At 46.2% G+C, this 12,930-nt stretch carries 12 protein-coding genes; 3 read left to right on the plus strand and 9 right to left on the minus strand.

Annotated elements, in window-relative coordinates; genetic code table 11:
• Positions 1-5 precede the first annotated feature (5 nt).
• On the plus strand, positions 6-2,279 hold the full coding sequence (locus AC23P2_RS03295; protein WP_487771867.1) for a GH92 family glycosyl hydrolase: 2,274 nt from the start codon (positions 6-8) through the stop codon (positions 2,277-2,279).
• Between the two features lie 63 nt (positions 2,280-2,342).
• On the opposite strand, the gene AC23P2_RS03300 is transcribed toward AC23P2_RS03295, so the two are convergent.
• Genes AC23P2_RS03300 through AC23P2_RS03310 form a run of 3 tightly spaced genes read right to left on the minus strand, consistent with a single transcriptional unit; the run spans position 2,343 to position 4,875 of the window.
• Positions 2,343-3,320 (minus strand): bile acid:sodium symporter family protein, encoded by a 978-nt coding sequence (locus AC23P2_RS03300; RefSeq protein ID WP_487771868.1) that lies wholly within the window; start codon positions 3,318-3,320, stop codon positions 2,343-2,345.
• A 3-nt stretch (positions 3,321-3,323) separates the two neighbouring features.
• Entirely contained in the window at positions 3,324-4,223 is a 900-nt protein-coding gene (pyrF, locus tag AC23P2_RS03305; RefSeq protein WP_487771869.1) for an orotidine-5'-phosphate decarboxylase, read from the minus strand.
• A 7-nt stretch (positions 4,224-4,230) separates the two neighbouring features.
• Positions 4,231-4,875 carry a histidine phosphatase family protein gene (locus tag AC23P2_RS03310; protein WP_487771870.1) on the minus strand — a complete coding sequence of 215 codons (645 nt, stop codon included), beginning with the start codon at positions 4,873-4,875 and terminating at the stop codon, positions 4,231-4,233.
• 80 nt (positions 4,876-4,955) lie between these two features.
• On the opposite strand from AC23P2_RS03310, the gene AC23P2_RS03315 reads away from it, so the two are divergent.
• Entirely contained in the window at positions 4,956-5,378 is a 423-nt protein-coding gene (locus AC23P2_RS03315) for a hotdog fold thioesterase (protein WP_487771871.1), read from the plus strand.
• Between the two features lie 58 nt (positions 5,379-5,436).
• On the opposite strand, the gene AC23P2_RS03320 is transcribed toward AC23P2_RS03315, so the two are convergent.
• Both AC23P2_RS03320 and AC23P2_RS03325 read right to left on the minus strand, forming a co-directional pair.
• Positions 5,437-5,748 carry an isoamylase early set domain-containing protein gene (locus AC23P2_RS03320; RefSeq protein WP_487771872.1) on the minus strand — a complete coding sequence of 104 codons (312 nt, stop codon included), beginning with the start codon at positions 5,746-5,748 and terminating at the stop codon, positions 5,437-5,439.
• 220 nt (positions 5,749-5,968) lie between these two features.
• Positions 5,969-6,370, minus strand: coding sequence for a group III truncated hemoglobin (locus AC23P2_RS03325; RefSeq protein ID WP_487771873.1), 402 nt, complete (start codon positions 6,368-6,370; stop codon positions 5,969-5,971).
• 242 nt (positions 6,371-6,612) lie between these two features.
• On the opposite strand from AC23P2_RS03325, the gene AC23P2_RS03330 reads away from it, so the two are divergent.
• Positions 6,613-8,058, plus strand: coding sequence for an APC family permease (locus tag AC23P2_RS03330; protein ID WP_487771874.1), 1,446 nt, complete (start codon positions 6,613-6,615; stop codon positions 8,056-8,058).
• A gap of 76 nt (positions 8,059-8,134) precedes the next feature.
• On the opposite strand, the gene AC23P2_RS03335 is transcribed toward AC23P2_RS03330, so the two are convergent.
• From AC23P2_RS03335 to AC23P2_RS03350, 4 genes are all read right to left on the minus strand, one after another.
• Entirely contained in the window at positions 8,135-8,845 is a 711-nt protein-coding gene (locus AC23P2_RS03335; RefSeq protein ID WP_487771875.1) for a porin family protein, read from the minus strand.
• Positions 8,846-8,941: 96 nt separating this feature from the next.
• The gene (locus AC23P2_RS03340) at positions 8,942-10,849 is read right to left on the minus strand and encodes an STN and carboxypeptidase regulatory-like domain-containing protein (RefSeq protein ID WP_487771876.1); all 1,908 of its coding nucleotides are present in this window, start codon (positions 10,847-10,849) and stop codon (positions 8,942-8,944) included.
• A 36-nt stretch (positions 10,850-10,885) separates the two neighbouring features.
• Positions 10,886-11,890, minus strand: coding sequence for a FecR domain-containing protein (locus AC23P2_RS03345; RefSeq protein ID WP_487771877.1), 1,005 nt, complete (start codon positions 11,888-11,890; stop codon positions 10,886-10,888).
• 37 nt (positions 11,891-11,927) lie between these two features.
• Complete coding sequence (locus AC23P2_RS03350) at positions 11,928-12,611, minus strand: RNA polymerase sigma-70 factor (RefSeq protein WP_487771878.1); 684 nt, start codon at positions 12,609-12,611, stop codon at positions 11,928-11,930.
• Positions 12,612-12,930: the final 319 nt, after the last annotated feature.

Here is a 12,930-nt window from a genome sequence, read left to right on the forward strand (position 1 = left end):
TATTCATGCAAACATTTATTCGTACCACCCTCCTTCTCCTATTAGGGGCTACATTTTCGTACGCCCAAATCGACTATACCCAGTGGGTTAACCCGTTGATGGGAACCGACTCACGCCACGAACTTTCGACTGGCAATACCTATCCTGCCGTGGCATTGCCGTGGGGTATGAACTTTTGGTGCCCCCAAACGGGCAAAAACGGCGATGGCTGGATGTACATGTACACCGCCAACAAAATTCGGGGTTTTAAACAAACCCACCAGCCTAGCCCATGGATCAACGACTACGGGATGTTTTCTATCATGCCCGTGACGGGAAAACTCAAATTTACCGAAGATGCTCGCCAAAGCTGGTTTTCGCACAAAGCAGAAGTAGTAAAGCCTCATTACTACAGCGTTTATCTTGCCGACCACGACACCCAGGTAGAAATCACTCCTACCGAACGCGCGTCGCAGTTCCGTTTGACGTTCCCCAAAACCGACAGCGCTTTTGTCGTCATCGACGCTTTCGCCAAGGGTTCGTATATCAAGATTATTCCTGAACAACAAAAAATCATTGGTTACAGCACCCAAAACAGCGGTGGCGTTCCGCCCAATTTTAAGAATTACTTTGAGCTACGTTTCGACAAACCGTTTACTTACTCAGCCACTTGGTCAGACAAAACGTTGTCAAAAAATACCCTCGAAATGAAAGCCGATCACGCAGGTGGAGTCATTGGGTTTAAAACCAAAAAAGGCGAAGTAGTGACAATCAAAGTTTCGTCGTCGTTTATTAGTGCCGAACAAGCCGCGCTCAACCTCACCCGTGAGCTTGGCAACGATACCTTCGACGCTACCCTTCAAAAAGGTCAGAAAGCCTGGAACCAAGAACTCGGTCGCTTGGCCGTAGAAGGCGGCACCGATGCGCAAATCCGCACCTTTTACTCGTGCCTTTACCGCGCTTTGCTTTTCCCTCGTAAATTTTATGAGCTAAACGCCCAAAACCAGGTTGTCCACTACAGCCCCTATAACGGCCAAGTTTTGCCTGGCTACATGTTTACCGACAATGGTTTTTGGGATACTTTCCGTTCGGCCATTCCATTTTTCACACTGATGTACCCGACACTAAACGCCCAAATTATGGAAGGGTTGGTCAATGCGTACAAAGAAAGTGGCTTCTTGCCCGAATGGGCCAGCCCAGGCCACCGCGATTGTATGATTGGTTCGAACTCCGCCTCGTTGATTGCTGATTCGTATATCAAGGGGATTCGCGGATACGATATTAATACCCTTTACGAAGCTATTCTCAAAAATACCGACCACGCAGGTACGTTGAGTTCAGTTGGGCGTTTTGGCCACGAGTATTACAACGAACTTGGGTACGTGCCCTACGACGTGAAAATCAACGAAAATGCGGCCCGTACGCTTGAATACGCCTACGCCGATTTTTGTATTTTACAATTGGCCAAATCACTAAAACGCCCCGAAAGCGAAATCGCACTTTTTACCAAACGCAATCAGAACTTCCGTAATTTGTTTGACCCCGAAACCAAACTTATGCGCGGCAAAAACAAGGCAGGTGATTTTCAAAAGCCGTTCAATCCGTTTAAGTGGGGCGATGCGTTTACCGAAGGAAACAGCTGGCACTATACTTGGTCGGTGTTCCACGACGTGGACGGCTTGGCGTCGTTGATGGGTGGACGCGAAGCTTTTGCCCAAAAACTAGACAGTGTATTTGTATTACCGCCCGTTTTCGACGAATCTTACTACGGGTTTGTAATCCATGAAATCCGCGAAATGCAAATTATGAACATGGGCCAATACGCCCACGGAAACCAGCCGATTCAGCACATGCCGTATTTGTACAACTACGCGGGCCAACCGTGGAAGTCGCAGTACTGGATTCGCCAAATCATGGATAAGCTTTACCAACCTACTCCCGACGGCTACTGTGGTGATGAAGACAACGGACAGACTTCGGCTTGGTACGTTTTTAGTGCGTTAGGTTTTTATCCCGTATGCCCAGGCACCACGCAATACGTAGTGGGAAGTCCGCTGTTCAAACGCGCGACGATGACGTTTGAAAACGGCAAAAAACTCACCATCACGGCCCCCGAAAACAGCGACAAAAACGTGTATGTGAAGCAATTAGTCTTTAATGGCAAACCTCATACGCAGAACTTCGTGGAGCACCACGCCTTACAACAAGGCGGAAGTTTGAACTTTACCATGTCGCCCACGCCTAATCAAACCCGTGGTACGGAAGTGAGCAGTTTTCCGTATTCGTTTTCTAGGAAGTAGCTAACTCATTTATAGATAACACAAAAGCGTTATGTAAGCTAAGTCTTACATAACGCTTTTGTGTTATCTCCCATCCCCCATCCGTTGCGCAATCATACTCCCCACCATCAGCTGCAGGGCGTGGTACATCATCAGGGGCAGAAGCACTACTCCTAACAGTTCAGGGTTCGGAAACAGGACTTTGCCCATCACCGCCCCCTGTACCAAGGATTTTTTGGAACCACAAAATAAGACCGTAATCCGATCGGGTCGGTTAAACTTCAGGGCGTAACTGATGGCGTTCATGAGGCCAAACATTACGAGAAAAAATACCAACATACTCACTCCCAACTGGAAAAGCTCCGGCGCAGCGTGGTTGCTAAACATATTTCCCGTAAACGACTCGCAAAACGAAGTGTAAACAATCAGTAAAATGATACTTTGATCAAAAAGACGAAGGGCGCTGTTGTACTTCTCGGTCCATTTACCCATTTTTTTGTGGAGCAAAAACCCTAGCACCACGGGCAGCAACACCTCCAAACACAAGCGAATAATCACGTGCGTCACGTCAAAGTTGGCGTCTTGCTGTTCCAACACGCTGCTCATCCAAAGCGGCGTAATAAAAATGCCAATGATGCTTGAAATACTGGCGTTGAAAATCGCCGCAGGTAGGTTTCCACCCGCAATCGCCACCATGACGACCGACGATGAGACCGTAGAAGGCAAGGCCGCCAAATAAAACACTCCCGTCCACAACAGCGACGATGTGTCGATTGGTAGCACCTTGCCTAGCCCAATAATCACTAACGGAAAAAACACAAACGTCGTCAATTGAATCAGCAGGTGAAGTTTCCAGTTACTTAGCCCCTTTTTTAGCTTTTCGGGGCTTAGTTTCAGGCCGTAAAAAAAGAAAATCACCGACACACCGTATTCAGCAATTTGAGGCAAGTGAAGCGGGCTTTGTTCGGTACCGAAACTAGGGAAAAGATAGGCAAGCCCAATCATTCCAATCAGGCAAAAGAAAAAACCGTTGATGCCTACCTTTGCGAGTAACTGTATCATAGCTTATATAATCCCAAATGCCTTCAATTGGGCTTCCATTTCTTGCTGCATCCGTTTTGCTTCCTCGGTGGCTTTTTGCTCAAAATCAGTACCAGAAGAGGCGTAAATAATGCTTCGAGCGGCATTGACGAGCAATCCGCAGTCTTTGTTCATGCCGTATTTGCACACTTCTTCCATGCTTCCGCCTTGCGCTCCTACGCCTGGAATCAACAAAAAGTGGTCAGGCGCAATTTTCCGCACTTGCTTGAGCATCGGGGCTTTGGTAGCACCCACAACATACATGAGGCGGTCGGCACCTCCCCACTCTTGCGACACACGCAGCACGCGCTCAAACACGTATTCATTTTGATTTTCTACGACAATCTGGCTATTGGCCAACCCCAATTCATCATCGTCGTTGCGTGACAATTGGGGATTGAGCAAATGAGTCTGAAAATCGGCGCTTCCTTCATTTGAGGTTAAAGCCAACAAAATCACCCATTTGTCTTTAAACTCCAAAAACGGCATCACCGAATCGCGACCCATGTAAGGTGCCACCGTGATGCTGTCAAACGACATTCCCGACGAGTTTTTATCAAAAAAAGCTTGGGCGTACAGCGACGAAGTGTTACCAATGTCGCCGCGCTTGGCGTCGGCAATCGTAAAACAGTCTTTTGGAATGTAGGCTAAGGTGCGCTGTAAGCTATTCCATCCGCGCGGCCCAAGGGCTTCATAAAACGCGATGTTGGGTTTATACGCTACGGCATACGGCGCGGTGGCATCGATCAGGCGTTTATTAAACTCAAAAATAGCATCGGGTTCTTTCAACAAATGCTTTGGTAGTTTTTTGAGGTCGGGGTCGAGTCCTACGCACAAAAAAGATTTTTTTCGCTTTATCTGTTCAATCAGTTGGTCTCTGGTCATCGCTTGGTTAGGCTAATAAATGCGGAGGAACTAACTCTAAATGAGCTATATCGTTGTGTTTTTGAATCGAAAAAGTTTCGGTAGTATAATCGTAATGCAGGAGATACAGCCCCAAATTGGTATGTAAGTACTCATCCATTTCGTGCAATGGGCGCTTAAAGATGGTCGCCAACAGCACCCGCATGGCCCGACCGTGCATCGCTACTAAGACCGTTTTTTCTTCGGGGCGAGAAAGAATCAAATCAATGACGGGCAATTGACGACTTTGGACATCCACGGGGCTTTCGCCTCCTTCAGCTTGTAGCTCAATTTCGCCCTTTTGCCAACTTTCAATCAACCAACGGTAGTAGTCGTTGTCCATGCTGTTGGGTGTGCGCCCTTCTCTCACTCCCCAACTAATCTCATTGAGCCCTTCGTAGGCTTCGTGCGGCAGCCCTTTTTCCAAAAAACCTTTAACACTTTGCTTGGTGCGGATGAGATTGGAGGTATAAATTTTATCAAAAGCGACGTCTTGATAGATTTGGTAAAACGCGTGGGCTTGCGCGTGGCCGAGTTCGTTGAGTTCAGCATCTATTCCGCTTCCCTGCACAACTCCTCGTCGGTTGTAGTCGGTTTCACCGTGGCGGATGAGGTAAATAACTTTAGAAGACATGTAAAATCTACGTAAAATCCGTTTAAAATCGAATGAAATCGCCTAGTTTTGACGACACGACAAAAATACCCCTTTTAGCTATGTTCAACAAAAATAATGCGCTCGAACGCATCAAACAGTTAGATAATAATACAATTGCGGGTCATTTGGGCATCGAATACGTAGAAGTAGGCGACGATTACGTCATTGCTCGAATGCCCGTTGACCACCGCACGCATCAGCCCTTTGGGATTCTTCACGGTGGGGCGTCGGTGGTATTGGCCGAAACCGTTGGCAGTATTGCTTCGTACCTTATCTTACCCGAATCGGCGCATCAGTATGCCGTTGGTCTTGACATCAATGCCAATCACATACGCGGCGTCAAAAGCGGCTGGGTATATGGCAAAGCCACCCCGATTCACATCGGCCGTACCACGCACGTGTGGGAAATCCGCATCACAACTGAAGACGGCAAACTCGTCTGCATCAGTCGCCTAACGATGGCCATTCTTTCAACTCCATAAACAACAAACCCCTCCAAACATGACGCTTGGAGGGGTTTGTTCAAAATTGTCACACCGATTAAAGAACCACTACTGAGTTCTCGTCGTAAGATACACCCGTTGGAACGAACTTGTCAGCCGTTTCATCGTTGGCCCATGTAGTACCGTCGAGCAAATAACGGAAAGCATATTCTTTTCCAGTTTCTAACTCTACAATAGCTTTATATGAACCATCTTTTTGTTTCTTCAATTTTGTAGCGGCCTCGGTAGCCCAACCATTAAACTCTCCCAATAGAGCAACATCTTTTGCACCAGCGACTTCGTCAGCTGAAAGAGAGAACGTTACTTTACAAACAGGTTTGCTTTTCAATACTTGTTTTGCAATTGCCATAGCGTTATTTGGTTATTTAGTTCGCAGGGGCAAAGATATAAAATAAATCCAAATCAAGTCAATGATATACAGCCACTTACATTAAGATATTGTTAATATAATACAATAAAATAGTTCATCATTACAAAAAACAGCAAAAATAATTTACCAAAAACCAAAAAACTATTTAGTATATCGGCTACAATTCAGGCTAAAAATTTTGACTTTGAGGCAAATAACATCACTGATTCTCGACACGAACTTGTTCATTGACCTGCTGCACCCGGTTGTTCATAATGGTGGCAATACTGTATGCACGGTACTTGACATCATCGGCTTTTTCTCCTTCAAAAAGCTCATCGACATTTTGAAAGAATAGCGCCAGCCATCGGTCAAAGTGTTCGGGCGTAAGCGTGTATTTGGTCGTCAAGCGGAAGTGCGGCGGCATAGGGCGGCCGTTGTAGTTAAGCGTTCCGAAGAGAATCCCTTCCCAAAAATCATACATCTTGGGTAAATGTAACTCCCACGACACCTGTGCGACCTCATCGAAGATATGACCCAGCTCGGCATCTTCTCGTATTTTTTGGTAGAAACTGTTCACTAATAGTTCTACGTCAGCTCGGTTTTCAAGTTGTTTTCGCATACGTTTTTTAACAAAAGTGTCACAAAATAGGTGCCTTTGTCGCGAAACGAGTATGACAAAAGTCAGCACCAGCGTTCAAAATTGCGCGCTAAGTTATTCACTATCACATGTTTCAAAAAGCAAAACATTTCGTTATCAAATAACTTTTCGTCTCATTTATTTGGTAACAACCCGATAACCGCGTATTTTTCAACCGTATTTGAATCACAAACCAAACCTAATTTTCTAAAAACCAAATTCATATGAGTAATTCTATTTGGCGTAAAAAGCCCCTATCGGCCTTTGAAGCTGATGTTAAAAACAACCAATTAAAACGTGTACTGGGACGGTGGGAACTTACCTCACTTGGCATAGGGGCGGTTATTGGTGGGGGTATCTTTGTGCTTACAGGTATTGCCGCTAATCAGTTTGCTGGGCCTGCTTTGGCACTTTCTTTCGTGATTGCGGGCATTGGCTGTACTTTTGCGGCCCTCTGCTATGCCGAATTTGCCTCAATTTTACCAGTTGAAGGTTCCGCTTATGCGTATTCGTATGGCACCGTGGGCGAGTTTTTTGCGTGGTTTATTGGCTGGAACTTAATTTTGGAATATATGATGGGGGCCACGACTGTAGCCGTAAGCTGGTCGGGTTATTTAGAAAAATTCCTTCATCTTTTTAATGTTCATTTGCCCATTTGGCTTGTCAATGACCCCATCACAGCTGCTTCCAAAGGTTACGATGGAGGGTTTGCTTGCAACTTACCCGCTTTTTTAATTGCTTGGGTTGTAACTTCCGTCCTAGTAAAAGGCATTAAAGAAGCCTCAGGTGCCAACAACATCATTGTGGCCATCAAAACCACTGCTGTTATCTTTGTAATTGTAGTAGGTGCTTTTTACGTGGACACTGCCAACTGGACTCCCTTCATCCCTGAACGTATAATCGACGACGCTGGCCAAGGTCATTATGGTTTACAAGGTGTGGTAACCGCTGCCAGTATCATTTTCTTTGCTTATATTGGTTTTGATGCCGTTTCTACTTCGGCTGGTGAGGCTAAAAACCCCACAAAGGATGTTCCATTTGCGATTATTGCTTCATTGGTCATTTGTACTATTCTTTATATCTTGGTTTCTTTGGTACTTACTGGAATGGTTAAATTTGACCAACTTGACTTGAAAGCACCCGTAGCGCAAGCTTTTGCTGACAATGGCATCACATGGGCCGTATATATCATTACGATAGCAGCTTTGGCAGGTTTAACTTCGGTAATGCTCGTTATGATGTATTCTCAAACCCGCATCTTTTTAGGTATGGCTAAAGACGGTTTATTACCTAAAAGCTTTTTTGCAGCAATACACCCCACTTTCAAAACCCCTTGGAAAAGCACTATCTTAGTAGGATTTGTAGTATCTTGTGTGGCAGCCTTTACTCCCATTGACAAAGTATCAGAGCTGACCAGTTCAGGTACTCTTTTGGCCTTTGCAATGATTTGTGGCGCGGTTTGGTTATTGCGCGTGCGTGAACCAAACATCGAACGCCCTTACAAAGCCCCTGCTTTACCAATCATTGCAACACTTGGTATTTTGACAAACCTATACTTAATGTATAACTTACGTTCTGATACCATCATCGCTTTCTTTGTTTGGGGAGCGTTAGGGGTAGTGATTTACTTTTTATATAGTCGTAAGACAAGTAATTTGAATCAAGAATAACTTCTCATAAGCGCGCAAAAAAAGTGGATAAGGCTTGACCTCATCCACTTTTTTTATGCCCAATAAACTCAATTTTCTATCTCCCCAATGGAATCGAAAAACCTGCCAAGGCCGTAAAGCTCTGGTTATGTACAGGTACTTGCACCATTGGTGTATCATATACCCGTGTAAAACCGCGTTGATAACGACCTTCTACAAAAAGTTTGGCACCTCCCAAATCGAAGCTTAATCCTACCCCTCCTGCTCCACCTACTTCAAACCGATTGAAACCTCCCAAACCGATGCTCGTGCGGTTGGGCTGGGTACGGAAAATAATCAAATCGGCACGGCTCACGATTTTGCCATCGGCCAAATAACTAAACGTAGGGCCTGCTACCACGTAAGGTTTCACCCGATTGCCCGCATCTCCAAACTCATACTGCAACAACAACGGCGCTTGAATGTACGTAAGGCGCTGTTTGAGCGACCCGCCCAACGGAAGGTTTACACCTACCAAATCCAACAAATCGTTGGAAGAAATACCTGCTCCACTTTGCGTATAGGCGATTTCAGGACGGAATGACAAACCACCAGAGATGGGCACTTGCAAAAATACCCCGCCGTTTCCACTGACGATATAATTAAGATTTCCCGTGAAGTTTTCAATGAAACCACCGTTTCCTGTGGTTTTGGCCAACGATGCTCCGCCACGCGCTCCAATAGACACTTGCGCTTGGGTAGTCACGGCGAGGAACATCAATCCTACTATAAAAGCAACATTTGAACGAATAAAAGCGAAATTTTTCATGGCATCGAAGATGGTTTTGTAAACGATTATTTCCTAATTAACGACCTTTTGACGCTCCGTATTTTGGCAAGTAACGGCGCGCGTCGTTAATGATTGTTAACGATTACAAATCCGAATTCCCGCCTGAAAACCGAGCCAATTGGTCAAATCAAGACCATCGCGCAAAGTAGTGGCTGGAAGTGGCTGATACAGACGCGATAAGTCAGCCTTGACGTAACCAGGCTCCGCTGTGAGCGCCGTCCAGGTACCCGCTGCAAACAACGCCAGCTGTCTTGACAATTTTTTTTCCAATCCCAGACTCAGCCGATAAAACATGCCGTTTGAAGAATCAAAGCGGTTGGTCGCTTCCATGATTTTGTTGGCGGTTATATCCAAGTTTCCAGCCCAGCCTCGCCCAAAATACACCGAACTGCCGATTCCGTAGCCAAAAGTATAGAGGGGTTTGTCGGCCACTCCAAAACTACCTCCTAGCGTCACGATGTTATAAAAACCACGTACGCCCGTTTTAAAGGTTAGGTTAGCGTAGTTGAGTTCGTCGCTGCTGATTTCAAAACGACGGTAGCCATTGCGGCGGACGTAGCTAACAAGTCCAATCGGAATTGCTCCCGACGAGTCGGCATAGTTGAATAAACCTAATTGTAGTCCTTTTTCGTGAATACCCGCATAGTTGAAATACGGGCTGATTTGTACTCCTCTCAAACGACGGAGTGCGACGTTTCCAAAGCCGCTAAGTTGCATCCCACGCGTATTTCCGAGCACAACGTTGGCAAAACCGCTGACTTGAGCACCGTGCAAACTCCCAAGTGTCACGCTGGCAAAGCCTGCCGTTTGGAGGCCGTTGCTAAAACTACGTCCCGTTAGGTTAGCAAAACCTGCCACCTGAATCCCGCTGTGGTGCCCGCCCGTGAGGTTAGCGAAACCCGAAAACTGCATCCCTTCCACGTTTCTAAACGCAGCATTGCCAAAACCCGATACTTGCAAGCCATAGACATTGCGCCCAACGAGGTTGACAAAACCCGAAAACTGTGCCCCGTGGACATCCCAACGCACCAAGTTGGCCAGCCCTCCAAACTCCAAAGCATTGACCCCTAGCGAATAACCCGCTATCACATTGAACGACAGCGCATTAACAACATGTCCGCTCAACACGTGGTTGGTGCCAATAAACGGTAAAAACGACACTTGAAAGGGGCGATAGAGCGTATCATCCACGTTTTTGATGTGAACGGCTTGCTTGGCCGTCGTAAAAGCGTCCACGAAAGTTTCTTGGACTTTATCTAATCTCAACTCGCGTTTTTGGGCAGGAACATCGTTGGTATCTGCCGAAGCCACAAACACAGGCAGCGGTGCCACTGGCACTTTCACCTTGAAGGTATCTTTCCGTGCTACTGTCGTCGAAGGAAGCGTTTGCGGACGAATAGGCTCAGTCTTACCATCTATCTTCATGTGAATCAGGCCAATGTCCAACGACAATTGGTTGTTGATGGGCATACTCGTTCCGAGGTATTTCTCTTTCCGCACCTCCAAACGAGGATTGGGCAAGGCCGCTGGCAATTTCAACCGATAATAACCCATTGAATTAGACACGGCAGAAACCAGCGTTCGTTTTTCGTAAATACTCGCTTGGGCAATGCGTTCGCCCGTTTCTTGGTCAAAAATATATCCGTTGATAAATACCTCTTTCGGAGGCTCGATTGTTGGGGTAACTTTCTGAAGAATAACGTGATTACGGCGTTCTTTGTAGGTGGCTGTTCCTTTAAAAATCTCGTCCAGCACTTGCCTAACCGCCTTTCCCGACGTGCTCAATGACACGCGACGATTGAGGTCAAAATCACTGGGATTGTACGAAAAACTAAACCCATTTTTGTCTCCAATCATTTTGAGGGTTTCTTCCAAACGTTCGTTGGCAACGCGTACCGTAACGGGTTTATCTAATACCGATTTTTGGGCAAAACAGAAAAGAGAAACGAGACAAAACCCAATGGTTTGTAAGCAAATTTTCATGGCTGTCAGTTGGTAAACAGTTGATTGTGAAGCACATTATTCACATCCGCTTCCATCCAATAAGATGGAATTTCCCCGCCGAACGACCCGTAGGTTCAGCGTTTCGGCAATGACGGAAAGCGTGGTATCTAAACTTTCTTTTTCAAAACGCGCCGTCAACAGGCAATTTTCTAACCGACGACTGCTGAGGCGAATATCGGCGTGGTAACCTTCGCGCAGCGACGCAACGACGTCGCTCAAATTGGTTTTTTCAAACACAAACACCCTCGTTCGATAAGCCATTTCGTTGAAATTCAACGCAGGCATTTTGATGATGGTATCCGCTTCGGAAGTAGCGGCGGCTTCGTCTTTCACCAACACTACTTTTTGTTTTGGGGTCGAAAACTGCACTTTCCCGCTCGTGACCGCCACTCGAACGTGGCTGTCGTACGCTTTTACGTTGAAAGATGTCCCCAACACCCGTACTTCAGTACCGTTGGCATTGATGATAAAAGGCCGCGTTTCATCGCGTTTGACGTCAAAATACGCCTCCCCTTTCAGCGTGACCGTGCGCGTTTCTTCGTTAAAATCAGCGGCAGCAGTCAAGGTAGAATTTTCATTTAAAAACACCTTTGTTCCGTCAGGCAAGGTTTGCTCTAACGTATTTCTTTGGGTCTTCACCACAGCGATTTCGGCTTTTTCGATCGGGGTCATCCAACGATACCCCAGCCAACCCAAACCTAGCACAACCAGCACACTTGCTGCTACGCGCCATGCGGCAAAAGAGGGTTTTCGCAACGGCAACACTTTCGGCTCAAACTGCTCGTTTTTAACAGTTATTCGCTTATTTACCTTACTCCAAGCTGCCTCCACGTCCACCTCCATTGCAGGAGTGCGCACCTGCGCCGAAGCCTCCCATACCCGCTCAAAACGCGCCAATTCCTGCACATGGTCGGTCGATTGGGCCAGCCATGTTTTTACCTGCGCTTGCTCGTCGGGGGTGGTAATTCCCGCCACGTACCGCGCCAGTAAATCGTCCGAAATGGGTTCGTTTGCACTCATGGGTAAATTTTTGTCATGCACTAAATTTTCGTAAACCTCACAGATTTCTGGTCAACCAATAGATAATCGCTACCACAGGCAGGAAGTCTGCCAATTCGGCGCGTAATATTTTGAGCGCTTTCCCAATTTGGTTTTCGACGGTTTTGACCGACAGCCCCAATTGATCAGCAATTTCTTGGTAACGCAATTCCTCAAAACGACTTAACTTAAAAATCACCCGACATTGTTCGGGCAACTTCCCTATCGCTTTGGCAAGTTCGCTTTCGAGTTCGTTTTTATACACCGTCTGACTCACCGACTCGTACGCTTCTTCTTGGGAATAAAGCGTGTATTGTTGGTGTTCGTCGCGCACTTTTTGGTGTTTAATACGATTCAAACAGTGGTTATGCACGGCCCGATACAAGTACGACTTCAACGACTGGGTAATTTCTAACTCGGCGCGTTTCTCCCAAATACCCACAAATACGTTCTGAACAATCTCTTCTGATTCTTCCTCATCACGCAAAATCGACCGCCCGTAGGTACATAGTCCTCCGTAGTATTTCCGAAACATTTGTTCGAAAACCCGTTCGTCGCCTTCCCTAATGGCTATAAGTATTTGTGTGTCCGACAATTGCACGTAATAGGATTCCCTTCGTTTTGGCGCAAAAGTACGATTTTGCGGCCAACCTACTGTTTCTTTTTGTGACGAGTTGTCGAAAACGACGGATAAAGCACTCATTTGCTCCTATGACAACCCAAGTCTGGCCTTCCCCCTATGAGTCGAAGAAATATTTTTTGAAAAGAATGTTATCTTTGGTAAAATCAGGTTGAACGCACTACAATAAAAAGTCACTATTTAGTGCTCCAGAGGAGCTACATCTTAGTAGTAAAATGAATTAAATCCCCCTAATCCCCATCGGGGCGGCCGACGTTCGGGGAAAGATGTCACCCCAATGGGGCTTTTGAATGACCTTTGCCCTTTTTTCTACTAAGATTTAGCCTCGCTGAGGCTACTTTTTTTAAATGCGTTTAACCTGATTAGGGCTGAGATTACCCCT

It is taken from the genome of Runella sp. R0.1_18 (assembly GCF_057652155.1).

What these genes read in the sequence shown, in the direction of transcription:
- AC23P2_RS03320 (WP_487771872.1), bottom strand. Translation starts at nt 5,748, where the DNA reads ATGGCAATTGCAAAACAAGTATTGAAAAGCAAACCTGTTTGTAAAGTA.
- AC23P2_RS03335 (WP_487771875.1), bottom strand. Translation starts at nt 8,845, where the DNA reads ATGAAAAATTTCGCTTTTATTCGTTCAAATGTTGCTTTTATAGTAGGA.
- AC23P2_RS03330 (WP_487771874.1), top strand. Translation starts at nt 6,613, where the DNA reads ATGAGTAATTCTATTTGGCGTAAAAAGCCCCTATCGGCCTTTGAAGCT.
- pyrF (WP_487771869.1), bottom strand. Translation starts at nt 4,223, where the DNA reads ATGACCAGAGACCAACTGATTGAACAGATAAAGCGAAAAAAATCTTTT.
- AC23P2_RS03310 (WP_487771870.1), bottom strand. Translation starts at nt 4,875, where the DNA reads ATGTCTTCTAAAGTTATTTACCTCATCCGCCACGGTGAAACCGACTAC.
- AC23P2_RS03315 (WP_487771871.1), top strand. Translation starts at nt 4,956, where the DNA reads ATGTTCAACAAAAATAATGCGCTCGAACGCATCAAACAGTTAGATAAT.
- AC23P2_RS03295 (WP_487771867.1), top strand. Translation starts at nt 6, where the DNA reads ATGCAAACATTTATTCGTACCACCCTCCTTCTCCTATTAGGGGCTACA.
- AC23P2_RS03350 (WP_487771878.1), bottom strand. Translation starts at nt 12,611, where the DNA reads ATGAGTGCTTTATCCGTCGTTTTCGACAACTCGTCACAAAAAGAAACA.
- AC23P2_RS03345 (WP_487771877.1), bottom strand. Translation starts at nt 11,890, where the DNA reads ATGAGTGCAAACGAACCCATTTCGGACGATTTACTGGCGCGGTACGTG.
- AC23P2_RS03300 (WP_487771868.1), bottom strand. Translation starts at nt 3,320, where the DNA reads ATGATACAGTTACTCGCAAAGGTAGGCATCAACGGTTTTTTCTTTTGC.
- AC23P2_RS03340 (WP_487771876.1), bottom strand. Translation starts at nt 10,849, where the DNA reads ATGAAAATTTGCTTACAAACCATTGGGTTTTGTCTCGTTTCTCTTTTC.
- AC23P2_RS03325 (WP_487771873.1), bottom strand. Translation starts at nt 6,370, where the DNA reads ATGCGAAAACAACTTGAAAACCGAGCTGACGTAGAACTATTAGTGAAC.